At 64.5% G+C, this 24040-nt stretch carries 21 protein-coding genes; 20 read left to right on the forward strand and 1 reads right to left on the reverse strand.

Going from position 1 to position 24040, the window contains the following annotated elements:
- Positions 1–8 precede the first annotated feature (8 nt).
- The 15 genes from bamA to ispD all read left to right on the forward strand — a co-directional run bounded on the left by bamA (position 9) and on the right by ispD (position 18527).
- Positions 9–2369, forward strand: a complete 2361-nt coding sequence (gene bamA, locus HU751_RS08985) for an outer membrane protein assembly factor BamA (RefSeq protein WP_028690670.1) — start codon at positions 9–11, stop codon at positions 2367–2369.
- Between the two features lie 44 nt (positions 2370–2413).
- The gene (locus HU751_RS08990; protein ID WP_023629834.1) at positions 2414–2917 is read left to right on the forward strand and encodes an OmpH/Skp family outer membrane protein; all 504 of its coding nucleotides are present in this window, start codon (positions 2414–2416) and stop codon (positions 2915–2917) included.
- A gap of 1 nt (position 2918) precedes the next feature.
- Positions 2919–3974 (forward strand): UDP-3-O-(3-hydroxymyristoyl)glucosamine N-acyltransferase, encoded by a 1056-nt coding sequence (lpxD, locus tag HU751_RS08995; RefSeq protein WP_186734225.1) that lies wholly within the window; start codon positions 2919–2921, stop codon positions 3972–3974.
- Positions 3975–4086: 112 nt separating this feature from the next.
- Entirely contained in the window at positions 4087–4527 is a 441-nt protein-coding gene (gene fabZ, locus HU751_RS09000) for a 3-hydroxyacyl-ACP dehydratase FabZ (protein WP_003252314.1), read from the forward strand.
- Entirely contained in the window at positions 4524–5300 is a 777-nt protein-coding gene (gene lpxA, locus HU751_RS09005) for an acyl-ACP--UDP-N-acetylglucosamine O-acyltransferase (RefSeq protein WP_028690667.1), read from the forward strand. The genes fabZ and lpxA overlap by 4 nt, the downstream gene beginning before the upstream one ends.
- A 1-nt stretch (position 5301) precedes the next feature.
- Positions 5302–6429, forward strand: a complete 1128-nt coding sequence (lpxB, locus tag HU751_RS09010) for a lipid-A-disaccharide synthase (protein WP_186734224.1) — start codon at positions 5302–5304, stop codon at positions 6427–6429.
- A gap of 1 nt (position 6430) precedes the next feature.
- The gene (gene rnhB / locus HU751_RS09015) at positions 6431–7054 is read left to right on the forward strand and encodes a ribonuclease HII (protein WP_186714674.1); all 624 of its coding nucleotides are present in this window, start codon (positions 6431–6433) and stop codon (positions 7052–7054) included.
- A 167-nt stretch (positions 7055–7221) separates the two neighbouring features.
- Positions 7222–10746, forward strand: a complete 3525-nt coding sequence (gene dnaE / locus HU751_RS09020) for a DNA polymerase III subunit alpha (protein ID WP_186734223.1) — start codon at positions 7222–7224, stop codon at positions 10744–10746.
- Between the two features lie 105 nt (positions 10747–10851).
- A complete protein-coding gene (locus tag HU751_RS09025) occupies positions 10852–11799 on the forward strand; it encodes an acetyl-CoA carboxylase carboxyltransferase subunit alpha (protein WP_186714672.1) in 948 nt (315 codons plus the stop codon).
- Positions 11800–11897: 98 nt separating this feature from the next.
- Positions 11898–13193 carry a tRNA lysidine(34) synthetase TilS gene (gene tilS, locus HU751_RS09030; protein ID WP_186734222.1) on the forward strand — a complete coding sequence of 432 codons (1296 nt, stop codon included), beginning with the start codon at positions 11898–11900 and terminating at the stop codon, positions 13191–13193.
- A gap of 270 nt (positions 13194–13463) precedes the next feature.
- Positions 13464–15092 carry a CTP synthase gene (pyrG, locus tag HU751_RS09035; protein WP_186714670.1) on the forward strand — a complete coding sequence of 543 codons (1629 nt, stop codon included), beginning with the start codon at positions 13464–13466 and terminating at the stop codon, positions 15090–15092.
- A 3-nt stretch (positions 15093–15095) separates the two neighbouring features.
- Positions 15096–15941 (forward strand): 3-deoxy-8-phosphooctulonate synthase, encoded by an 846-nt coding sequence (gene kdsA / locus HU751_RS09040; protein ID WP_028690660.1) that lies wholly within the window; start codon positions 15096–15098, stop codon positions 15939–15941.
- Between the two features lie 153 nt (positions 15942–16094).
- A complete protein-coding gene (gene eno / locus HU751_RS09045; protein ID WP_050704422.1) occupies positions 16095–17384 on the forward strand; it encodes a phosphopyruvate hydratase in 1290 nt (429 codons plus the stop codon).
- Positions 17385–17541: 157 nt separating this feature from the next.
- Entirely contained in the window at positions 17542–17823 is a 282-nt protein-coding gene (gene ftsB, locus HU751_RS09050; RefSeq protein ID WP_011535259.1) for a cell division protein FtsB, read from the forward strand.
- Positions 17820–18527, forward strand: a complete 708-nt coding sequence (gene ispD, locus HU751_RS09055) for a 2-C-methyl-D-erythritol 4-phosphate cytidylyltransferase (RefSeq protein WP_186734221.1) — start codon at positions 17820–17822, stop codon at positions 18525–18527. Before ftsB ends, ispD begins: the two co-directional genes overlap by 4 nt.
- 169 nt (positions 18528–18696) lie before the next feature.
- Here ispD and HU751_RS09060 read toward each other — a convergent pair whose 3' ends face one another.
- On the reverse strand, positions 18697–19599 hold the full coding sequence (locus tag HU751_RS09060; protein WP_186734220.1) for a LysR substrate-binding domain-containing protein: 903 nt from the start codon (positions 19597–19599) through the stop codon (positions 18697–18699).
- Between the two features lie 108 nt (positions 19600–19707).
- Between HU751_RS09060 and HU751_RS09065 the strand changes: the two genes are divergently transcribed.
- The 5 genes from HU751_RS09065 to surE all read left to right on the forward strand — a co-directional run bounded on the left by HU751_RS09065 (position 19708) and on the right by surE (position 24021).
- Entirely contained in the window at positions 19708–20820 is a 1113-nt protein-coding gene (locus HU751_RS09065; RefSeq protein WP_016712915.1) for an S-(hydroxymethyl)glutathione dehydrogenase/class III alcohol dehydrogenase, read from the forward strand.
- A gap of 10 nt (positions 20821–20830) precedes the next feature.
- The gene (gene fghA, locus HU751_RS09070) at positions 20831–21679 is read left to right on the forward strand and encodes an S-formylglutathione hydrolase (protein ID WP_186734219.1); all 849 of its coding nucleotides are present in this window, start codon (positions 20831–20833) and stop codon (positions 21677–21679) included.
- A gap of 76 nt (positions 21680–21755) precedes the next feature.
- Positions 21756–22229: a 2-C-methyl-D-erythritol 2,4-cyclodiphosphate synthase gene (ispF, locus tag HU751_RS09075; RefSeq protein WP_028690655.1), complete on the forward strand. Its 474-nt coding sequence runs from the start codon at positions 21756–21758 to the stop codon at positions 22227–22229.
- Positions 22226–23284 carry a tRNA pseudouridine(13) synthase TruD gene (gene truD / locus HU751_RS09080; protein WP_186734218.1) on the forward strand — a complete coding sequence of 353 codons (1059 nt, stop codon included), beginning with the start codon at positions 22226–22228 and terminating at the stop codon, positions 23282–23284. The genes ispF and truD overlap by 4 nt, the downstream gene beginning before the upstream one ends.
- Positions 23272–24021 carry a 5'/3'-nucleotidase SurE gene (surE, locus tag HU751_RS09085; protein WP_186714664.1) on the forward strand — a complete coding sequence of 250 codons (750 nt, stop codon included), beginning with the start codon at positions 23272–23274 and terminating at the stop codon, positions 24019–24021. Before truD ends, surE begins: the two co-directional genes overlap by 13 nt.
- The last annotated feature ends 19 nt before the right edge of the window (positions 24022–24040 follow it).

A 24040-nucleotide genomic window follows, 5' to 3' on the forward strand; every position in this document is an offset into this window, starting at 1 on the left:
AGGACTTCATGAAACGTCTGCTGCTAACTGCGGTGCTCTCCGCACTGATGATCGCTGAAGTTCACGCCGAGTCCTTCACCATCTCCGATATTCGTGTCAACGGCCTGCAGCGGGTGTCCGCCGGCAGCGTGTTCGGCGCGTTGCCGCTGAACGTCGGTGACCAGGTCGACGACCGCCGTCTGGTCGAATCGACCCGCTCGCTGTTCAAGACCGGCTTCTTCCAGGACATCCAGCTGAACCGCGACGGCAATGTCCTGATCATCAACGTGGTCGAGCGCCCCTCGGTGTCGAGCATCGAGATCGAAGGCAACAAGGCGATCAGCACCGAAGACCTGATGAAGGGCCTGAAACAGTCGGGCCTGGCCGAAGGCGAGATCTTCCAGCGCGCGACGCTGGAAGGCGTGCGTAACGAACTGCAGCGCCAGTACGTGGCCCAGGGCCGCTACTCCGCCGAGGTCGACGCCGAGGTCGTGCCGCAGCCGCGCAACCGCGTCGGCCTGAAGATCAAGATCAACGAAGGCACCGTGGCCGCGATCCAGCACATCAACGTGGTGGGCAACACGGTCTTCGACGACGAGACCCTCGGCCAGCTGTTCGAGCTCAAGACCACCAACTGGCTGTCGTTCTTCAAGAACGACGACAAGTACGCCCGGGAAAAACTCTCCGGTGACCTGGAGCGCCTGCGTTCCTACTACCTGGACCGCGGCTACATCAACATGGACATCGCGTCCACCCAGGTGTCGATCACCCCGGACAAGAAGCACGTCTACATCACCGTCAACATCAACGAGGGCGAGAAGTACACCGTCCGCGACGTGAAGTTGTCCGGTGACCTGAAAGTGCCGGAAGACCAGGTCAAGTCGCTGCTGCTGGTGCAGCCGGGCCAGGTATTCTCGCGCAAGGTGATGACCACCACTTCCGACCTGATCACCCGTCGTCTGGGCAACGAAGGCTACACCTTCGCCAACGTCAACGGCGTGCCGCAGCCGAACGACCAGGATCACACCGTCGACATCATGTTCGTCGTCGATCCGGGCAAGCGTGCCTACGTCAACCGCATCAACTACCGCGGCAACACCAAGACCGAAGACGAAGTGCTGCGTCGCGAAATGCGTCAGATGGAAGGTGGCTGGGCCTCGACCTACCTGATCGACCAGTCCAAGACTCGCCTCGAGCGCCTGGGCTTCTTCAAGGAAGTCAACGTCGAGACGCCGCCGGTACCGGGCACCGACGACCAGGTCGACGTGAACTACAGCGTCGAAGAGCAGGCCTCCGGCTCGATCACCGCCAGCGTCGGTTTCGCCCAGAGCGCCGGCCTGATCCTGGGTGGCTCGATCAGCCAGAACAACTTCCTCGGTACCGGTAACAAGGTCTCCATCGGCCTGACCCGTTCCGAATACCAGACCCGCTACAACTTCGGCTATGTCGATCCCTACTTCACCGCCGATGGCGTGAGCCTGGGCTACAACGCCTTCTACCGCAGCACCGACTACGACGACCTCGACGTCGACGTGGCCAGCTATGCGGTGGACAGCCTCGGTGCCGGTGTCAGCCTCGGCTACCCGATCAGCGAGACTTCGCGCCTGACCTACGGCCTGACCGTGCAGCAGGACAAGATCAAGACCGGCCGCTACACCGTCGACGAGATCTTCAAGTTCCTCCAGGACGAGGGCGACAACTTCCTGAACTTCAAGGCCTCGATCGGCTGGTCCGAGTCGACCCTGAACAAAGGCGTACTGGCTACCCGCGGTCACTCCCAGAGCCTGACCCTGGAAACCACCGTGCCGGGCAGCGACCTGTCGTTCTACAAGCTCGACTACCGCGGCCAGCTGTTCAAGCCAATCAACAACGACTACACCCTGCGCCTGCACACCGAACTGGGCTATGGTGATGGTTTCGGCTCGACCTCCGGCCTGCCGTTCTATGAAAACTACTACGCGGGCGGCTTCAACTCCGTGCGCGGCTTCAAGGACAGCACCCTGGGCCCACGCAGTACCCCGAGCCGTGGCGCTGCGGTGACCGGCAACCAGGGCACCATCGCCGACCCGGACCAGGATCCACTGCCGTTCGGTGGTAACGTCCTCGTCCAGGGTGGCGTGGAGCTGCTGTTCCCGCTGCCGTTCGTCAAGGATCAGCGTTCGCTGCGCACGTCCGTGTTCTGGGACGTGGGTAACGTGTTCGACACCAACTGCGGCTCGAAGCCCGATTGCACCAAGGTCGGTTTCTCGGACATGGCCAGCTCGGTCGGTCTGGGCGTGACCTGGATCACCGCGCTGGGCCCGTTGAGCTTCAGCCTGGCGATGCCGATCAAGAAACCGGACGACGCCGACACGCAAGTGTTCCAATTCTCTCTGGGCCAGACCTTCTGAGGTCGGCCCTTGCATAACGACAACGGATTATCCAGGAGTGCATCGTGCGTAAGTTGACCCAACTGGCCCTCGTGGCCGCGGCGCTGGTCGCCACCCCGGCTTTCGCCGAAATGAAAGTTGCCGTGCTGAACTATCAGATGGCCCTGCTGGAATCCGACGCGGCCAAGAAGTACGCCGTTGACGCCGAGAAGAAGTTCGGCCCGCAACTGACCAAGCTCAAGGGCCTGGAAAGCAGCGCCAAGGGTATCCAGGATCGCCTGATCAAGGGCGGCGACAAGATGCCTCAGCCTGAGCGTGAACGCCTGGAGCTCGAGTTCAAGCAAAAAGCCCGCGACTTCCAGTTCCAGTCCAAGGAGCTTAACGAAGCCAAGGCCGTGGCCGATCGCGACATGCTCAAGCAGCTCAAGCCGAAACTCGACGGCGCTGTCGAGGAAGTGATCAAGAAGGGCGGTTTCGACCTGGTTCTGGAGCGTGGCGCGGTCATCGATGTCAAACCGCAGTACGACATCACCCGCCAGGTCATCGAGCGCATGAACCAAGCCCGTTGATATGACCGTGACCATGACGCTCGGCCAGCTGGCCGAGGCCCTCGGGGCCGAACTCAAAGGCCCCGAGGCGCTGCAGATCACCGGGCTGGCCACCTTGCAGGAGGCCGGTTCCGGGCAGTTGAGCTTCCTGGCCAACAAGCAGTACCGCAAGTTCCTGGACGACTCCTCGGCCAGCGCGGTATTGCTCAAGGCCGAGGACGCCGAAGGTTTTGCCGGCAACGCCCTGATCGTTCCCGACCCTTACCTGGCCTATGCACGCATTTCACACCTGTTCGATCCGAAGCCCAAGGCTGTGGCGGGAGTCCATCCCAGCGCCGTGGTAGCCGAGGATGCCCAGGTGGATGCCAGCGCCAGCATCGGCCCGTTCGCGGTGATCGAGAGCGGCGCGCGCATTGGCGCCAATGTGACGGTCGGCGCGCACTGCTTCGTCGGTGCCCGCTGCGTCATCGGCGAGGGTGGCTGGCTGGCCCCACGGGTCACGCTGTATCACGACGTGACCATCGGCAAGCGCGTGGTCATCCAGTCTGGCGCGGTGATCGGTGGCGAGGGCTTCGGCTTTGCCAACGAGAAGGGTATCTGGCGCAAGATTGCGCAGATCGGCGGCGTCACCCTGGGTGATGATGTGGAGATCGGCGTGAACACCGCAGTAGACCGCGGCGCGCTGTCGGACACCCGTATCGGCGATGGCGTCAAGCTCGACAACCAGATCCAGATCGCCCACAACGTGCAGGTCGGCGACCACACGGCGATGGCGGCCTGCGTCGGGATTTCCGGCAGCACCCGCATCGGCAAGCATTGCATGATTGCCGGCGGCGTCGGGATGGTCGGCCACATCGACGTCTGCGACAATGTCTTCGTTTCCGGCATGACCATGGTGACCCGCTCGATTACCGAGCCGGGTGGCTATTCTTCCGGTACGGCCATGCAACCCTTGGCCGAGTGGCGCAAGAGCGCCGCTCGCATTCGCCAGCTGGACGAGATGTCCAAGCGTCTCCAGCAGCTGGAAAAGCGTGTCGACACCGTGACCTCAGGTGGCCAGCCGACATCAGAAGGCTGATACCATTTACTGAGCAAGCGTTACAGTCGCTAGCTGGCTCCTCTTTGGATCTGCAAAAGGAGCGTGTGGTCAGCACCTGCGCTCCCTATTCTTATACAGGCTTCCCCCCGAAATGATGGACATCAACGAGATTCGCGAATACCTGCCTCACCGTTACCCGTTCCTGCTGGTGGACCGTGTGACGGACCTGGACTTCGAGGCCCAAAGCATTCGTGCCTACAAGAATGTCAGCATCAACGAGCCGTTCTTCAATGGCCACTTCCCGGCGCATCCAATCATGCCGGGCGTACTGATCATCGAGGCGATGGCCCAGGCGGCCGGGATTCTCGGATTCAAGATGCTCGACGCCAAGCCGGCGGACGGCACCCTCTACTACTTCGTCGGCTCCGACAAGCTGCGCTTCCGCCAGCCGGTGCTGCCGGGCGACCAGCTGGTGCTGGAAGCCAAGTTCCTCAGCCGCAAGAGCATGATCTGGAAATTCGAGTGCCGGGCCCTGGTGGACGGCAAGCCGGTCTGCTCGGCCGAGATCACCTGCGCGGAACGCTCCCTATGAGTTCGATTGACCCAAGGGCGATCATCGATCCCTCGGCCAAGTTGGCCGAGGGCGTCGAGGTCGGCCCCTGGTCGATCGTAGGCCCCGATGTGGAAATCGGGGAGGGTACCGTCATCGGTCCTCACGTGGTGCTCAAGGGGCCGACCCGTATCGGCAAGCACAACCGCATCTACCAGTTTTCCTCGATCGGCGAAGACACTCCTGACCTGAAGTACAAGGGTGAGCCGACGCGCCTGGTGATCGGAGACCACAACGTGATCCGCGAGGGTGTCACCATCCACCGCGGCACCGTGCAGGACCGTTCGGAAACGACCCTGGGCGATCACAACCTGATCATGGCCTATGCCCACATCGGCCACGACAGCGTCATCGGCAATCACTGCATCCTGGTCAACAACACCGCGCTGGCGGGCCATGTGCATGTCGGCGACTGGGCGATCCTGTCCGGCTACACGCTGGTGCACCAGTACTGCCATATCGGCGCCCACGCGTTTTCCGGCATGGGCACCGCGATCGGCAAGGACGTACCGGCCTACGTCACCGTGTTCGGCAGCCCGGCCGAGGCGCGCAGCATGAACTTCGAAGGCCTGCGCCGTCGCGGTTTCAGCGACGAAGTGCTGCACGCCCTGCGCCGCGCCTACAAGATCGTCTACCGCCAGGGCCTGACCGTCGAAGAAGCGCTCAAGGAACTGGATGAGCTGGTCACGCAGTTCCCCGAAGTCGACCTGTTCCGCCAATCGATCGCCAATTCCGCACGCGGCATCACCCGCTGACATGGCCCAGCTCTGCGTGGCGCTGGTCGCGGGCGAGGCCAGCGGCGACATTCTCGGTTCCGGCCTGATGCGCGCCATCAAGGCACGTCATCCCGATGTACGGTTCATCGGTGTTGGCGGTCCCTTGATGGAAGCCGAGGGCATGACCTCCTACTTTCCGATGGAACGCCTGGCCGTCATGGGCCTGGTCGAGGTGCTCGGGCGCCTGCGCGAGCTGCTCAAGCGGCGCAAGGAGCTGATCCAGACACTGATCGGCGAAAAGCCCGACGTGTTCATCGGCATCGACGCCCCTGATTTCACCCTCAATATCGAACTCAAGCTGCGCCAGGCCGGGATCAAGACGGTGCATTACGTCAGCCCGTCGGTCTGGGCCTGGCGGCAGAAGCGCGTGCTGAAGATTCGCGAGGGTTGCGACCTGATGCTCACCCTGCTGCCGTTCGAGGCGCGCTTCTATGAAGAGCAGGGCGTGCCGGTGCGTTTCGTCGGCCATCCGCTGGCGGACACGATTCCCCTGGAGGCCGACCGTGGCGCGGCGCGTGCCGAACTGGGGCTGGGCGAAGGCCCGGTGATCGCGCTGATGCCCGGCAGCCGGGGTGGTGAGGTGGGGCGCTTGGGTGCCTTGTTCCTCGATGCCGCCCAGCGCCTGCGCGAGCTGGTGCCCGGCGTGCGCTTCGTGCTGCCGTGCGCCAATGCCACCCGGCGTGCCCAGGTCGAGCAGATGCTCGAAGGGCGCGAGTTGCCGCTGACCCTGCTGGATGGCCGCTCGCACCAGGCGCTGGCCGCCTGTGACGCGGTGCTGATCGCCTCCGGCACCGCCACCCTGGAAGCGATGCTGTACAAGCGACCGATGGTGGTGGCCTACCGCCTGGCACCGCTGACGTACTGGATCCTCAAGCGCATGGTCAAGAGCCCGTACGTGTCGCTGCCCAACCTGCTGGCCCAGCGCCTGCTGGTACCGGAGCTGCTGCAGGACGCCGCCACCAGCGAAGCCCTGGCGCAGACCCTGGCACCGCTGGTCAAGGACGGCTCGCAGCAGACCGACAGCTTCGACCAGATCCACCGCACCCTGCGCCGCGACGCCTCCAACCAGGCGGCCGACGCGGTGCTCGCCCTGTTGAAGGACCGCTGACATGCAGATGGGACTGGATTTCAACCTGGTTGAAGAACTGGTGGCCGGCGTCGATGAAGTGGGCCGTGGCCCGCTGTGCGGCGCGGTGGTCACCGCGGCGGTGATTCTCGACCCGCGCCGGCCGATCCTCGGCCTGAACGACTCGAAGAAACTCACCGAGGCCAAGCGCGACGCGCTGTTCGACGAGATCCGCGAAAAGGCCCTGAGCTTTTGCATCGCCCGGGCCGAGGTCGAGGAGATCGATCGCCTGAACATCCTCCAGGCCACCATGCTGGCCATGCAGCGCGCGGTCGAAGGGCTGCACATCACGCCGAAACTGGCGCTGATCGACGGCAACCGTTGCCCGAAGCTGGCCGTGCCGGCGGCGCCGGTGGTCAAGGGCGACTCCCAGGTGCCAGCGATCGCGGCGGCCTCGATCCTGGCCAAGGTCACCCGTGACCGCGAGATGAGCGAGTTCGAGCTGATCTACCCGGGTTACGGGATCGGCGGGCACAAGGGTTATCCGACCCCGGTGCACCTCGAGGCCCTGGCCCGTCTTGGGCCGACGCCCATTCATCGGCGCTCGTTCGCGCCTGTTCGGGCCGCATGGGAAGCCCGTGAAGGCATTTCCACCTCGCTGATCTGATCGGCGCCATTCATCGCGGGGCAAGCCCGCTCCTACGCCGAGCTGTGTGGGGGCGGGCTTGCCCCGCGATGCATTCTGCAATCAACCGCTGACCTCCAGGCGAGGCAAGCGAAGAGCAATACGCTACAATCCCGCCCTTGTCGTTCAGCACTGCTACAGGATCCTCCATGTCGGTCTCCTTCGTTCACCTTCGCGTGCACTCCGAATTCTCCCTGGTCGACGGCCTGGTGCGGATCAAGCCGCTGGCCAAGGCCCTGGCCGGGATGAACATGCCGGCGGTGGCGATCACCGACCAGAGCAACATGTGCTCGCTGGTGAAGTTCTACAAGACCGCCATGGGCGCCGGCATCAAGCCGATCTGCGGCGCCGACCTTTGGCTGGCCGGGGCCGATCCCGAGGCACCGCTGTCGCGCATCTGCTTCCTGGCCATGAACCCCAAGGGCTATCGCAACCTCACCGAGCTGATCTCCCGTGGCTGGACCGACGGCCAGCGCAATGGCCTGGTGATCATCCAGCGCGACTGGATCGCCCCGGCCAGCGAGGGGCTGATCGCCCTGTCCGCAGGCAAGGAAGGCGATATCGGCGTGGCCCTGATGGCCGGACGCCAGGACGAGGCCGAGGCGCTGCTCGGCGATTGGATGGGCATGTTCCCGGATCGTTTCTACGTCGAGCTGCAGCGCACCAATCGCGCCGGTGACGAAGAATACGTGCACGCCGCCGTGGCCCTGGCCGACAAGCTCGGCGCGCCGCTGGTGGCGACCAACGACGTGCGCTTCATCAAGCAGTCTGACTTCGATGCCCACGAGACCCGCGTGTGCATCGGCGAGGGCTGGACCCTCGACGACCCGCGCCGCCCACGTGGCTACAGCGACCAGCAGTACCTCAAGTCGCCCGAAGAGATGGCCGAGCTGTTCAGCGACCTGCCGGACGCCATCGCCAACACCGTGGAGATCGCCAAGCGCTGCAACATCACCGTGCAGCTGGGCAAGTACTTCCTCCCCGATTTCCCCACGCCCAACGGCATGGGTATCGACGACTACCTGCGCCATGTCTCCCACGAAGGCCTGGAGGAGCGCCTCGCGGTGCTCTGGCCGAAGGAGACCACGCCCAACTACGAAGAGAAGCGCCAGGTCTACCTGGACCGCCTGAAGTTCGAGCTGGATATCATCATCCAGATGGGCTTCCCCGGTTACTTCCTGATCGTTATGGACTTCATCAAGTGGGCGAAGAACAACGACGTGCCGGTTGGTCCGGGCCGGGGGTCGGGTGCCGGTTCCCTGGTGGCCTATGTACTGAAGATCACCGACCTCGACCCGCTGGCCTATGACCTGCTGTTCGAGCGCTTCCTCAACCCTGAACGTATTTCCATGCCCGACTTCGACGTCGACTTCTGCATGGATGGCCGCGACCGGGTGATCGACTACGTGGCCGAGGCCTACGGGCGTAACGCGGTGAGCCAGATCATCACCTTCGGCACCATGGCCGCCAAGGCGGTGGTGCGCGACGTGGCGCGGGTGCAGGGCAAGTCCTACGGCCTGGCCGACCGCCTGTCGAAGATGATCCCGTTCGAAGTGGGCATGACCCTGGAGAAGGCCTACGAGCAGGAAGAGATCCTGCGCGACTTCCTCAAGAGTGACGAGGACGGCCGCGAGATCTGGGACATGGCCCTCAAGCTCGAAGGTGTCACCCGCGGTACCGGCAAGCACGCCGGTGGCGTGGTGATCGCGCCGACCAAGCTCACCGATTTTTCGCCGATCGCCTGTGACGAAGAGGGCGGCGGCCTGGTGACCCAGTTCGACAAGGATGACGTCGAGGCCGCGGGCCTGGTGAAGTTCGACTTCCTCGGCCTGCGGACCCTGACCATCATCAAGTGGGCGATGGAGATCATCAACCGCGAGCAGGCCAAGAAGAACCTGCCCGACGTCAACATCGACTTCATCCCGCTGGACGACCGCAAGACCTACGAGCTGCTGCAGAAAGCCGAGACCACGGCGGTGTTCCAGCTCGAATCCCGTGGCATGAAGGAGCTGATCAAGAAGCTCAAGCCCGACTGCCTGGAAGACCTCATCGCACTGGTGGCGCTGTTCCGTCCGGGCCCGCTGCAATCGGGCATGGTCGACGACTTCATCAACCGCAAGCACGGCCGGGCAGAGCTGGCCTACCCGCACTCCGACTACCAGTACGAAGGCCTCAAGCCGGTACTCGCGCCAACCTACGGCATCATCCTGTACCAGGAACAGGTGATGCAGATCGCCCAGGTGATGGCCGGCTACACCCTCGGTGGCGCCGACATGCTGCGTCGGGCCATGGGCAAGAAAAAGCCCGAGGAGATGGCCAAGCAGCGCGGTGGTTTTATCGAAGGCTGCGTGGCCAACAACATCGATGCGGACCTGGCCGGTAACATTTTCGACCTGGTAGAGAAATTCGCCGGCTACGGCTTCAACAAATCCCACTCCGCCGCCTATGGCCTTGTGTCATACCAGACCGCCTGGCTGAAGACCCACTACCCGGCGCCGTTCATGGCCGCGGTGCTGTCGGCGGATATGCACAACACCGACAAGGTGGTGGTGCTGGTCGAGGAAGTGCGCAGCATGAAGCTGCGCCTGGACGCGCCGGACGTGAACTTCTCCGACTTCAAGTTCACCGTCAACAATGACGGGCGCATCGTTTATGGCCTGGGCGCGATCAAGGGCGTGGGTGAAGGGCCGGTCGAGGCGATCGTCGAAGCCCGTGCCCAGGGTGGCCCGTTCAAGGACCTGTTCGACTTCTGTGAACGGATCGACCTCAAGCGGGTCAACAAGCGGACCCTCGACGCGCTGATCCGCAGTGGTGCGCTGGACCGCCTGGGGCCGCACTTCCATGACGAGATCAAGGCTTATCAGGCCAACATCGACATCAACCGTGCGACCTTGCTGTCGGCGCTGGGCGAGGCGGTCAAGGCTGCCGAGCAGGCCGCCCATACCGCGGACAGTGGCCACGTCGACCTGTTCGGCGGCATGTTCGACGAGGCGGATGTCGATGTCTACGCCAACCATCGCAAGGTGCGCGAGCTGACCCTCAAGGAGCGCCTCAAGGGTGAGAAAGACACCCTCGGCCTGTACCTGACCGGTCATCCTATCGACGAATACGAGACCGAGATCCGCCGCTTCGCCCGCCAGCGCATCGTCGACCTCAAGCCGGCGCGGGACACGCAGACCATCGCCGGCATGATCATTGCCCTGCGGGTGATGAAGAACAAGAAGGGTGACAAGATGGGTTTCGTCACCCTGGATGACCGTTCCGGGCGTATCGAGGCCTCGCTGTTCGCCGATGCCTTCATGGGCGCCCAGGCCTTGCTGCAGACCGACGCCATGGTGGTGGTGGAAGGGGAGGTGAGCAACGACGACTTCTCTGGCGGCCTGCGCCTGCGGGTCAAGACCGTGATGACCATGGAGGACGCCCGGACCAAGCTGGCCGAGAGCCTGCGCCTGAAGGTCGGCCACGACGCCCTCAAGGGCGATCGGCTGAAGTGGCTGGGCGAGCTGATCACCCGCCACCGCGGTGGTTGCCCGATCACCCTGGAGTACACCGGCAGCGACGCCAAAGCCATGCTGCAGTTCGGCGACCAGTGGTCGATCGACCCGGCCGATGGCCTGATTCAGGCACTGCGTGACCAGTTCGGGCGTGAGAACGTCTTCCTGCAATACCGTTGAAACGACGCATTTTAATCTCGACCTTTATGCGCCTGATCCCTTAAGGTAGGGCGCCAAACGGATCAACCGGCCGGCCGCCTGGCCGTAGACCCAAGACGGAAGCCTATGAACCCGAATTTCCTCGATTTCGAACAGCCGATTGCCGACCTGCAAGCCAAGATCGAAGAGCTGCGCCTGGTGGGCAACGACAACTCGCTGAACATCAGCGATGAAATTGCCCGTCTGCAGGACAAGAGCAGCACCCTGACCGAGAGCATCTTCGGCAACCTGACCAGCTGGCAGATCGCCCGCTTGGCCCGTCATCCTCGCCGTCCGTACACCCTCGACTACATTGACCACATCTTCACCGAGTTCGAGGAGCTGCACGGCGATCGTCACTTTGCCGACGACGCGGCCATCGTTGGTGGCACCGCGCGCCTGAACGACAAGCCGGTCATGGTCATCGGTCACCAGAAGGGCCGTGAAGTACGCGAGAAGGTACGCCGCAACTTCGGCATGCCGCGCCCTGAAGGCTACCGCAAGGCCTGCCGCCTGATGGAAATGGCCGAGCGCTTCAAGATGCCGATCCTGACCTTCATCGATACCCCGGGCGCCTACCCGGGCATCGACGCCGAAGAGCGCAACCAGAGCGAGGCCATCGCCTGGAACCTGCGCGTGATGGCGCGCCTGAAGACGCCGATCATCGCCACCGTGATCGGTGAGGGTGGTTCCGGCGGTGCGCTGGCCATCGGCGTGTGCGACCAGCTGAACATGCTGCAGTACTCCACCTACTCGGTGATCTCGCCGGAAGGTTGCGCCTCGATCCTGTGGAAGACCGCCGACCGCGCGGCTGATGCCGCCGAGGCCATGGGCGTTACCGCCGAGCGCCTGAAGAGCCTGAACATCGTCGACAAGGTCATCCCGGAGCCGCTGGGCGGTGCCCACCGTGATCCGGCGAAGATGGCGGCGAGCGTTCGCGCCGACCTGATCGAACAGCTGGACATGCTCGGCAAGCTCGACAACGACGCGCTGCTCAAGCGCCGTTACGATCGCCTGATGAGCTACGGCCTCTGATCGTAGTCTGACGCCCTCGATCGCGGGGCAAGCCCGCTCCCACGTTCTGTAGCGTGGGAGCGGGCTTGCCCCGCGATGCGATTTGAAGAGGGACTGCTATGCTCGACCTCACTGCGCAACTCACCCCCTGGCTCAACGCCCCCGCCTGGTACGTCGCCTTCTCCGGCGGCCTGGACTCCACCGTCCTCCTGCACCAGCTCGCCGAATACGCCCGCCACCATTCAACGCCGCCCTTGCGCGCGATCCATGTCCACCACGGCCTGCAAGCCGCCGCCGATGCCTGGCCCGATCACTGTCGAGCGGTGTGCGCCGCCCTGGGTGTCGATCTTGATGTGATTTCTGTCCAGGTCGCCCCCGGCGCCAGCCTGGAGCAGGCGGCCCGCAATGCCCGCTACGGCGCCTTCGAAAAACGGCTGGGCGCAGGCGAGGTGCTGTTCACCGGCCAGCACCGTGACGATCAGGCCGAAACCCTGCTGTTTCGCCTGCTGCGCGGCGCCGGCCTGCGTGGGTTGTCCGCCATGCCGCAACAGCGGCCGCTAGGGCAGGGCAGGCTGGTGCGCCCGTTGCTGGGGCTGTCGCGCCAGCAGTTGCAGGCTTACGCCGACAGGCACGGGCTGGTATGGGTCGACGACCCTTCCAACAGCGACACCACCTTCGCCCGCAACTTCCTCCGTGGCGAGGTCTTGCCGATGCTGCGCCAGCGCTGGCCCCAGGCCGAAGCCAATCTGGCGCGCAGCGCGGAACACCTGGGCGAGGCATTGGGCCTGCTGGATGAGCTGGCCGCCAGCGACCTGGCGAGTGCCTGCGACAATGCGCCGCTGCCCTGGTTGGAATTGGATTCACTCAGATTCGAGGCGCTCACCGCACTGTCCCTGGCGCGTCAACGCAATGCCTTGCAGTTCTGGCTCAGCCAGCGCACCCGCCTGCCCGACAGCCGCCACTGGGCCGGCTGGAACGATCTGCGCGATGCGGCAGCCGATGCCTGTCCGGTCTGGTGTCTGACCGACGGCGAACTGCATCGCAGCCATGGGCGTATCTGGTGGCTGAGTGGCGATTGGCTGGCTGCGGTGTCGGGTGATTACCCCTGGCTCGACAGCGGGCAACCGTTGCGCCTGCCGGGTAATGGCAGCGTTCGCCTGATGTCGGGCCCGTCAGGTGAAGGCCTGCACATCCGCTATCGCCAGGGCGGCGAGATCATGCAGTTGTCCGGCCGCGGTCGGCGCGATCTCAAGCGCCTGCTCAATGAACTGCAGGTCCCGCACTTCGTGCGCCCGCGCCTGCCGCTGCTGTATCGCGGCGAGCAGTTGCTGGCGGTGGCCAACCTGCCCGAGCTGGCGCAGGCGGATTGCCAGCTGCATTGGCAGCCGCCGACGAACGTGCAAGGTTTGAGCTGAAGGGTACATTCAGGTAGACTACCCTCCCTTCTTGATACAGCTTCTGTGGGTTGCGCAAAAACACAGGAGTTGCCGATTACCAAGCAGTTTTTTGCTGGGCTGATTTCTTAAAATGACGAGCGAGCTCCATGCCGGGGATACCCCTGGTCTGTACAGACGCGGCAGTTTTTCGAGATGCACTGTGATTGACGCAGGTGATCGGGGGCTTCGGCCTTCCTTCGCTTTCTCCGGCGGCGCTGGCCGCCTTAACGCAGACTTCTAGGGTTTTTCATGACGCGCTACATATTCGTCACGGGCGGTGTTGTTTCTTCATTGGGGAAAGGCATTGCCTCGGCTTCCCTGGCGGCCATCCTGGAAGCGCGGGGGCTCAAAGTCACCATGCTCAAGCTGGACCCGTACATCAACGTCGACCCGGGCACCATGAGCCCGTTCCAGCACGGTGAAGTATTCGTCACCCATGACGGCGCCGAGACCGACCTCGACCTGGGCCACTACGAGCGGTTCATCCGCACCACGATGACCCAGAACAACAACTTCACCACCGGCCGTATCTACGAGCACGTGCTGCGCAAGGAGCGTCGTGGTGATTACCTGGGCGCGACCATCCAGGTCATCCCGCACATCACCGACGAGATCAAGCGCCGTATCATCAAGGGCGCCGGCGATGCCGACGTCGCGCTGGTCGAGATCGGCGGCACCGTGGGTGACATCGAGTCGCAACCGTTCCTCGAGGCGATCCGCCAGCTGCGCGTCGAAGTGGGCTCCAAGCGCGCCATGCTGATGCACCTGACCCTGGTCCCGTACATCGCCACCGCCGGCGAGACCAAGACCAAGCCGACCCAGCACTCGGTCAAGGAGCTGCGCTCCATCGGCCTGCAGCCAGATGTGCTGATCTGCCGCTCCGACCACCCGGTCGATGCGTCGTCGCGTCGCAAGATCGCGCTGTTCACCAACGTCGAAGAACGTGCGGTGATCTCGCTGGAAGACGTCGACACCATCTACAAGATCCCAGGCGTCCTGCACGCCCAGGGCCTGGACGACTTTGTCGTCGAGCGCTTCGGCCTGCAGTGCAACAGCGCCGACCTGTCCGAGTGGGACAAGGTCGTCGACGCCAAGCTCAACCCTGAGCAGGAAGTGACCATCGCCATGGTCGGCAAGTACATGGAGCTGCTGGACGCGTACAAGTCGCTGATCGAAGCGATGAGCCACGCCGGTATCACCAACCGGACCAAGGTCAACCTGCGCTACATCGACTCCGAAGACATCGAGAACCAGGGCACCAGCCTGCTCGAAGGCGCCGATGCCATCCTGGTCCCGGGCGGTTTCGGCCTGCGCGGCGTGGAAGGCAAGATCACTGCGGTGCAGTATGCCCGTGAGAACAAGGTCCCGTACCTGGGCATCTGCCTCGGCATGCAGGTGGCCGTGATCGAGTTCGCCCGCAACGTGATGGGCTGGAAAGACGCCAACTCCACCGAGTTCGACCGCAACAGCGGCCACCCGGTCGTCGGCCTGATCACCGAGTGGGCCGATGCCACCGGCGCGGTCGAGACCCGTACCGAAGCCTCCGACCTGGGCGGCACCATGCGCCTGGGCGCCCAGGACTGCCAGCTGGCGGCCGGCTCCAAGGTTCACGACTGCTACGGCAAGGACGTGATCACCGAGCGTCACCGTCACCGCTACGAGGTCAACAACAACCTGCTGCCGCAGCTGGTCGACGCTGGCCTGGTGGTTTCCGGCCGTTCCGAGGACGGCGCGCTGGTCGAAGTGGTCGAGTCCAAGGAGCACCCATGGTTCGTCGCTTGCCAGTTCCACCCGGAATTCACCTCGACCCCGCGTGACGGCCACCCGCTGTTCAGCGGCTTCGTCAAGGCTGCCCTGGCACAGAAGAACAAGGCCTGATCCATGACTCAGAAGATCATTCGCGTCGGTAACATCGAGATCGCCAACGACAAGCCGTTCGTCCTGTTCGGCGGCATGAACGTCCTGGAGTCCCGTGACCTGGCCCTGAAGGTCTGCGAGGAGTACGTGCGGGTGACCGAGAAGCTCGGCATCCCGTACGTGTTCAAGGCCAGCTTCGACAAGGCCAACCGTTCGTCGGTCAACTCGTACCGCGGCCCCGGCATGGAAGAAGGCCTGAAGATCTTCGAGGAGATCAAGCAGACCTTCAACGTGCCGGTGATCACCGACGTGCACGAGCCCTACCAGTGCGAGCCGGTGGCCAAGGTCTGCGACATCATCCAGTTGCCGGCCTTCCTGTCGCGCCAGACCGACCTGGTCGTGGCCATGGCCAAGACCGGTGCCGTGATCAACATCAAGAAGGCGCAGTTCCTGGCGCCCCACGAGATGAAGCACATCCTCGCCAAGTGCGTCGAGGCCGGCAACGACCAGCTCATCCTCTGTGAGCGCGGTTCGAGCTTCGGCTACAACAACCTGGTCGTGGACATGCTCGGCTTCGGCATCATGAAGCAGTTCGAGTACCCGGTGTTCTTCGACGTGACCCACTCGCTGCAGACCCCGGGTGGTCGCGCAGACTCCGCAGGCGGCCGTCGCGCCCAGGTCACCGACTTGGCCAAGGCCGGCATGAGCCAGGGCCTGGCAGGCCTGTTCCTCGAGGCCCATCCGGATCCGGACAACGCCAAGTGCGACGGTCCGTGCGCCCTGCGCCTGGACAAGCTGGAGCCGTTCCTGGCCCAGCTCAAGCAACTGGACGACCTGGTGAAAAGTTTTCCGACGGTAGAAACCGCGTAAAGCTCGTTTCTCGGGTAAAGTACCGCCCGTTCCACCCCTGACCTGTCGGTCAGGGGCTCCCTTCGCCAGGCCTGCCCGTGCCATGTCGCCTGGTGAACGGCAAGAATTCCCAAAAGCTGCGTTGTTTTCGTCAATTCTGGAGTGCTTACAACAATGGCAAAGATCGTCGACATCAAAGGTCGTGAAGTTCTCGATTCGCGTGGCAACCCCACCGTGGAAGCCGATGTACTGCTCGACAACGGCATCATCGGCAGCGCCTGCGCGCCGTCGGGTGCCTCCACTGGCTCGCGCGAAGCGCTGGAGCTGCGTGATGGCGACAAGAGCCGTTACCTGGGCAAGGGCGTGCTGAAGGCCGTCGGCAACATCAACGGCCCGATCCGCGACCTGCTGCTGGGCAAGGACCCGGCCGACCAGAAAGCCCTGGACCGCGCCATGATCGAGCTGGACGGTACCGAGAACAAGGCCAAGCTGGGCGCCAACGCCATCCTGGCCGTGTCCCTGGCCGCCGCCAAGGCCGCCGCCCAGGACCTGGACCTGCCGCTGTACGCCCACATCGCCAACCTCAATGGCACCCCGGGCCAGTACTCCATGCCGGTGCCGATGATGAACATCATCAACGGCGGCGAGCACGCCGACAACAACGTCGACATCCAGGAGTTCATGGTGCAGCCGGTTGGCGCCAAGACCTTCTCCGACGGCCTGCGCATGGGCACCGAGATCTTCCACCACCTCAAGGCCGTGCTGAAGGCCCGTGGCCTGAACACCGCCGTCGGTGACGAAGGCGGCTTCGCGCCGAACCTGGCTTCCAACGAAGACGCCCTGGCAGCCATTGCCGAAGCCGTCGAGAAGGCCGGCTACAAGCTGGGCACCGACGTGACCCTGGCCCTGGACTGCGCGGCTTCCGAGTTCTATGAAGACGGCAAGTACAACCTGTCCGGCGAAGGCAAGTCGTTCGATGCCGAAGGTTTCGCCGACTACCTGAAGGGCCTGACCGAGCGCTTCCCGATCATCTCGATCGAAGATGGCCTGGACGAGTCCGACTGGGCTGGCTGGAAGATCCTGACCGACAAGATCGGTGCCAAGGTGCAACTGGTCGGCGACGACCTGTTCGTGACCAACACCAAGATCCTCAAGGAAGGCATCGAGAAGGGCATCGGCAACTCGATCCTGATCAAGTTCAACCAGATCGGCTCGCTGACCGAGACCCTGGAAGCCATCCAGATGGCCAAGGCCGCCGGCTACACCGCGGTGATCTCGCACCGTTCCGGTGAAACCGAGGACTCGACCATCGCCGACCTGGCCGTGGGTACCGCCGCCGGCCAGATCAAGACCGGTTCGCTGTGCCGTTCCGACCGCGTCAGCAAGTACAACCAACTGCTGCGCATCGAAGAGCAACTGGGCGCCAAGGCTGTATATCGCGGCCGTGCCGAGTTTCGCGGCTGAGCAAGAGATGGTAAAAAGGCAGCAGCCGGGGCCGGCTGAACGTTCGCACTGATCGTTCGGTCGTTTCCACGGGTTTCTGTCGACGAAGCCTGGCCTCGGCCAGGCTTCGTGCTATCGGAAGCTCGCTGCGGCGGCCTTTTTTACCCTGGATATCTTCATGCGCAGTCCCTATTGGTTGTTCCTCGTCCTGCTCCTGCTGCTCGGCGGCCTGCAATATCGCCTTTGGGTAGGCAATGGCAGCCTGGCGCAAGTGACCGAACTCAAGCAGCAGATCGCCGACCAGCATGCGGAAAACGAGCGCCTGCTGGAGCGCAATCGCGTGCTCGACGCTGAAGTCCTGGAGTTGAAGAAAGGTATGGAGACCGTGGAAGAACGGGCTCGTCATGAACTGGGGATGGTCAAGGAGGGCGAAACCCTCTACCAGTTGCCGCAGAAATGACAAATGAACTGCCGGCCTTCTGGGCCGTGATTCCCGCTGCGGGCGTCGGTGCCCGCATGGCTGCCGACCGTCCCAAGCAGTACCTGCAACTGGGCGGGCAGACGATTCTCGAGCACAGTCTCGACTGTTTCCTCGACCATCCCATGCTCAAGGGCGTGGTGGTCAGCGTGGCTGAACAAGACCCTTACTGGCCCGGCCTGCGCTGCGCCAGCGATCCGCGCATCCAGCGCGCCCCGGGCGGCCGTGAGCGCGCCGACTCGGTGCTCAACGCGCTGTTGCTGCTGCACGCCCAGGGCGCATCGGATGACGATTGGGTGCTGGTGCACGACGCCGCGCGGCCGAACCTGGCGCGCAGCGATCTGGACAAGTTGCTGTCAGCCCTGGCTGAAGATCCCGTCGGTGGATTGCTCGCCGTTCCCGCCCGGGACACGCTCAAGCGTGCCGACGGCGAGGGCAGGGTGGCGGCCACGGTCGATCGCAGTACTGTCTGGCAGGCCTATACCCCGCAGATGTTCCGCCTGGGCATGTTGCATCGGGCGCTGGCCGAGTGCCTGGTGTCCGATGTGGCGGTTACCGACGAGTCGTCGGCCATCGAATGGGCCGGTTATGCGCCGCGCCTGGTCGAAGGGCGCAGCGACAACATCAAGGTGACCCGGCCGGAAGACCTGGAATGGTTGCGCCAGCGCTGGGCCGGGCGACGCTGAAATAGGCGCTGCTGATGCGGGCGGCGTGGGAGCGGGCTTGCCCCGCGATGCGGCGTTTGGCACCGGCTACGCCGGTGATCGCGGGGCAAGTCGCATCGGCGCACCGCCGCTCCCACGCTGGAACTCTGTTCCCTGCTCGACAGCGTAGCCCGAAGGGCTGGGCGATCTCCTACAGGGGGGGGCTGCTATATTCCGGCAACTGCGCCAACCCTTCCTTCAGGTAATCGACCAACCTGCGCACCTTCGGTGACAGATGCCGCTGCTGCGGATACAACGCCCACACCGCCGTATTCGGCGGCTGATGCCCTTCCAGCAACGACACCAGTGCCCCGCTGTGCAAATGCTCAAGCACGTAGTAGTCCGGCAACTGGCACAACCCCATGCCTTGCAGCGCCGCATCCAGCACCGCTTGGCCGCTGTTGCAGCGCCAGTTGCCCTGCACCCGCTGGCTGATCTCGCGCCCCTCCTGCTGCAGCGCCCACAGGTCCGAACTACCCACCAGGCAGTTGTGCCGCGCCAGCTCCGACAGGCTGTGCGGCCGCCCATAGCGCTCCAGGTAGGCTGGCGATGCGCACAGGTACATGCGCCGCGGCGCCAGGCGCGTGGCCACCAGCCGCGAATCCTGCAGGCGCCCCAGGCGAATCGCCAGGTCCATGCCTTCATGCAACAGGTCGAGGGTGCGGTTGCTCAGCTCCACGTCGACCCGCAACTGTGGGTACTGCGCCATGAAGCGCGTCACCAGCGGCACGATGAAGCGTTCGCCATAGGCCACCGCGCAGGTCATGCGCAGCAGGCCCTTGGGTTCGCTGGCCAGGTCGCCCATGGCCCGCAGCGCCTCCTCGCGGCCATCCTGCAGGCGCTGGCAGTGCTGGAGAAAGGTCTGCCCGGCTTCGCTCAGGGTCACCCGCCGGGTGCTGCGGTACAGCAGCCGCGTCTGCAGGCGTTCTTCGAGTCGGGCGATCTGACGGCTGATGTGCGAGGACGACACCCCCAGGCGTTCGGCGGCGGCGGTGAACCGGCCCGATTCGGCCACCGCGACGAACTCGTCGATGCCCTCCCAGCGACTGCTCATGGATTATCCCTGCATGGCAATAATGTTTTGTGAATGCCTGGATTATTCATCAAAAGGCTGTGAATTACACTGCCAGCCAGTAACCGCCCCCTTTTCTGGAGACCTTTGATGATCAAGTCCCGCGCCGCCGTCGCCTTCGAGGCCAAGAAACCCCTGGAAATCGTCGAAGTGGACGTGGCCATGCCCAAGGCCGGTGAAGTGCTGCTGCGTGTCGTCGCCTCGGGTGTCTGCCACACCGACGCCTACACCCTGTCCGGCGCCGACCCGGAAGGCATTTTCCCGTCGATCCTCGGCCATGAGGGTGGTGCGATTGTCGAAGCAGTAGGCGAGGGCGTCACCTCGGTGGCGGTCGGCGACCATGTGATCCCGCTGTACACCCCGGAATGCGGCAAGTGCAAATTCTGCCTGTCGGGCAAGACCAACCTGTGCCAGGCCATTCGCGCCACCCAGGGCAAAGGCCTGATGCCCGACGGCACCACCCGCTTCAGCTACAAGGGTCAGCAGCTGTTCCACTACATGGGCACCTCGACCTTCTCCGAGTACACCGTGCTGCCGGAAATCTCCGTGGCCAAGATCCAGAAGGAAGCCCCGCTGGAGAAGGTCTGCCTGCTCGGTTGCGGCGTGACCACCGGTATCGGCGCGGTACTCAACACCGCCAAGGTCAAGCCGGGTGACACCGTGGCCATCTTCGGCCTCGGTGGCATTGGCCTGTCGGCAGTGATCGGCGCGGTCAAGGCCAAGGCTTCGCGCATCATCGCCATCGACATCAACCCGGCCAAGTTCGAGATCGCCCGCCAGTTGGGCGCCACCGACTGCATCAACCCGAAAGACTACGACCGCCCGATCCAGGAAGTGATCGTCGACCTCACCGACGGCGGCGTCGATTTCTCCTTCGAGTGCATCGGCAACGTGCAGCTGATGCGCGCGGCGCTGGAGTGCTGCCACAAGGGCTGGGGCGAATCGGTGATCATCGGCGTGGCCGGTGCCGGCCAGGAGATCGCCACCCGTCCGTTCCAGCTGGTCACCGGCCGCGTCTGGCGCGGTTCGGCCTTCGGTGGCGTGCGGGGGCGCAGCGAGCTGCCGAGCTACGTCGAGATGTCCGAGAAGGGCGAGATCCCGCTGGACACCTTCATCACCCACACCATGGGCCTGGAGGACATCAACAAGGCCTTCGACCTGATGCACGAAGGCAAGAGCATCCGCAGCGTGATCCACTTCTGAGGGCCTCGCCATGACCCTGGAAAACCTCTCCTGCCAGAAGAGCTTCGGCGGCTGGCACAAGCGTTACCGGCACAGCTCCAAGGTGCTCGGCTGCGACATGGTGTTCGCCGTCTACCTGCCGCCCCAGGCCGAGCAGGGCGAGAAGCTGCCGGTGCTGTACTGGCTCAGTGGCCTGACCTGTACCGACGAGAACTTCATGCAGAAGGCCGGTGCCCAGCGCCTGGCCGCGGAGCTCGGGCTGATCATCGTCGCCCCGGATACCAGTCCGCGTGGCGAGCAGGTGCCGGGCGATCCGGATGGTGCCTGGGACTTCGGCCTGGGCGCAGGGTTCTACCTCAATGCCACCCAGCAGCCCTGGGCCCAGCATTACCGGATGCACGACTACGTGGTGGAGGAGTTGCCGGCCCTGATCGAGGCGCACTTCCCGGCGTCCGACCAGCGCAGCATCAGCGGTCACTCGATGGGCGGACACGGCGCGCTGGTCTGCGCCCTGCGCAACCCCGGGCGCTACCGTTCGGTGTCGGCGTTCTCGCCGATCAGCAACCCGATGGATTGCCCCTGGGGCGAGAAGGCGTTTTCCCGCTACCTGGGCGAGGACCGTGCGCGCTGGCGCGAGTGGGACGCCAGCGTGCTGCTGGCCGAGGCCGGGCAGTGCCCGGCGTTACTGGTGGACCAGGGCGATCGCGATGACTTCCTCGACAAGCAGCTCAAGCCGCAAGCTTTGGAGCAGGCAGCGCGCAAGGGTGGCCATGCGCTGACCCTGCGCCTGCAGCCGGGCTATGACCACAGCTACTACTTCATCGCCAGCTTCATCGAGGAACACCTGCGTCATCATGCGGTGGCGTTGGGCAGGGTTTAAAGGTCGATGGCTGAGCGGCCCAATACTGCATGAAAGCAGGTAGAATCACGCCCTGACTCAATCAGGGCGTTTTTCTATGCGTATTGGCCACGGCTACGATGTCCACCGTTTCTGCGACGGTGATTTCATTACCTTGGGCGGGGTGCGTATCCCCCACAAGTTCGGCCTGCTGGCCCATTCCGACGGTGATGTGCTGCTGCACGCCCTGAGCGATGCCCTGCTCGGCGCTGCGGCGCTGGGCGACATCGGCAAGCATTTCCCCGACACCGACCCGCAGTTCAAGGGCGCCGACAGCCGCGTGCTGCTGCGCCACGTGGTCGCCGTCGTGCGCGACAAGGGCTGGAAGGTCGGCAACGTCGACGCCACCATCGTCGCCCAGGCGCCGAAGATGGCCCCGCATATCGAGACTATGCGCCAGCAGATCGCCGCAGACCTGCAGGTCGAACTCGACCAGGTCAACGTCAAGGCCACCACCGAAGAAAAGCTGGGCTTCACCGGCCGCGAGGAGGGCATCGCCGTGCACGCGGTCGCCCTGCTGCTGCCAGCATGACCGAACTCGAACTGCTGGGCCCACGGGCCTCGGGCGAAGCCTTGGGCACTGCGGTGCTCAAGGCGGTGGCCGAAGACTTCCAGGTCGATGAAGTCCTCGATATCCCGCTGTCCGGCCAGGGCGAGCACCTGTGGCTGTGGGTCGAGAAGCGTGACCTCAACACCGAGGAGGCGGCCCGCCGCCTGGCCCGCGCCGCCGGCGTGCCGGTGCGCGCCATCAGCTATGCCGGTCTCAAGGACCGCCACGCCCTGACCCGCCAGTGGTTCAGCCTGCATCTGCCGGGTAAGGCCGACCCCGACCTGTCCCGCGCCGAGGACGACACCCTGCGGGTGCTCAAGCAGGTGCGCCACCAGCGCAAGCTGCAGCGTGGCGCGCATTCGGCCAATGGCTTCACCCTGCGCCTGACCGCGCTGCAGGCCGACCACCAGGCCCTCGATGCCCGTCTTGAACAACTCAAGCAGCAGGGCGTGCCCAACTACTTCGGCAGCCAGCGCTTCGGCCATGCCGGCGGCAACGTGCACGACGCCCAGGACTGGGCCGCCCGCCAGGCGCTGCCCGAGCAGCGCAACGTGCGCTCGCGGCTGCTGTCGGCCGGGCGCAGCTACCTGTTCAACCAGGTGCTGGCGGCTCGGGTGGCCGATGGCAGCTGGCAGCGCGCCCAGGTCGGCGACTTGCTGGCGTTCACCGACAGCCGCAGTTTCTTCCCGGCGGGGGAGGCCGAGTGCAGCGACCCGCGCCTGGCCATTCTCGACCTGCACCCCACCGGCCCGCTGTGGGGCGAGGGGCAATCGCCCTGCGCCGGCGCGACCCAGGTGCTCGAGAGCGAGGTCGCCGACCGCCATCCGGCGTTGTGCCAATGGCTGGCGCGAGCGGGCATGGATCACGAACGGCGCATCCTGCGGCTCCCTATTGGGCGTCTGTCGTGGCATTATCCCGAGCCTGATATCCTGCAACTGGAATTCGTCCTTCCGGCCGGATGCTTCGCCACCGTGGTGGTGCGCGAACTCGTCGATCTGGTGCCGGCAGGGCAGACGGACAGCCCATGCGTATTCTGATTTCGAATGACGACGGTGTTACCGCACCCGGCATCGCCGCGCTGCATGAAGCGTTGGTTGATTACGCCGAGTGCGTGGTGATTGCCCCGGATCAAGACAAGAGCGGCGCCGGCAGTTCGCTGACGCTCGACCGGCCACTGCACCCGCAGACCCTGGCCAACGGCTTCATCAGCCTCAACGGCACGCCCACCGACTGCGTGCACCTGGGGCTCAACGGCCTGCTGCCGGAAACCCCCGACATGGTGGTGTCCGGTATCAACCTGGGCGCCAACCTGGGGGATGATGTGCTGTATTCCGGCACGGTCGCCGCCGCGCTGGAAGGGCGTTTCCTCGGCGGCACCTCGCTGGCGTTTTCGCTCTTGTCGCGCCTGCCCGACAATCTGCCGACCGCCGCCTATATCGCCCGGCGCCTGGTCGAGGCGCAGTCGCGCCTGGAGCTGCCGCCGCGCACCGTGCTCAATGTCAACATCCCCAACCTGCCGCTGGAGCACATCCGCGGTATCCAGCTCACCCGCCTGGGGCACCGGGCACGTGCCGCGGCGCCGACCAAGGTGGTCAACCCGCGGGGCAAGGAAGGCTACTGGATCGCCGTGGCCGGCGATGCCGAGGACGGCGGGCCGGGCACCGATTTCCATGCGGTGATGCAAGGCTACGTGTCGATCACGCCGTTGCAGCTGGACCGCACCTTCAATGATGCCTTCGAGCGCTTCGACGGCTGGCTGGAGGGCGTGCTCTGATGCGCGAACAGGACGATCT

Source organism: Pseudomonas peradeniyensis, from assembly GCF_014268935.2.
Taxonomy (GTDB): Bacteria; Pseudomonadota; Gammaproteobacteria; order Pseudomonadales; family Pseudomonadaceae; genus Aquipseudomonas; species Aquipseudomonas peradeniyensis.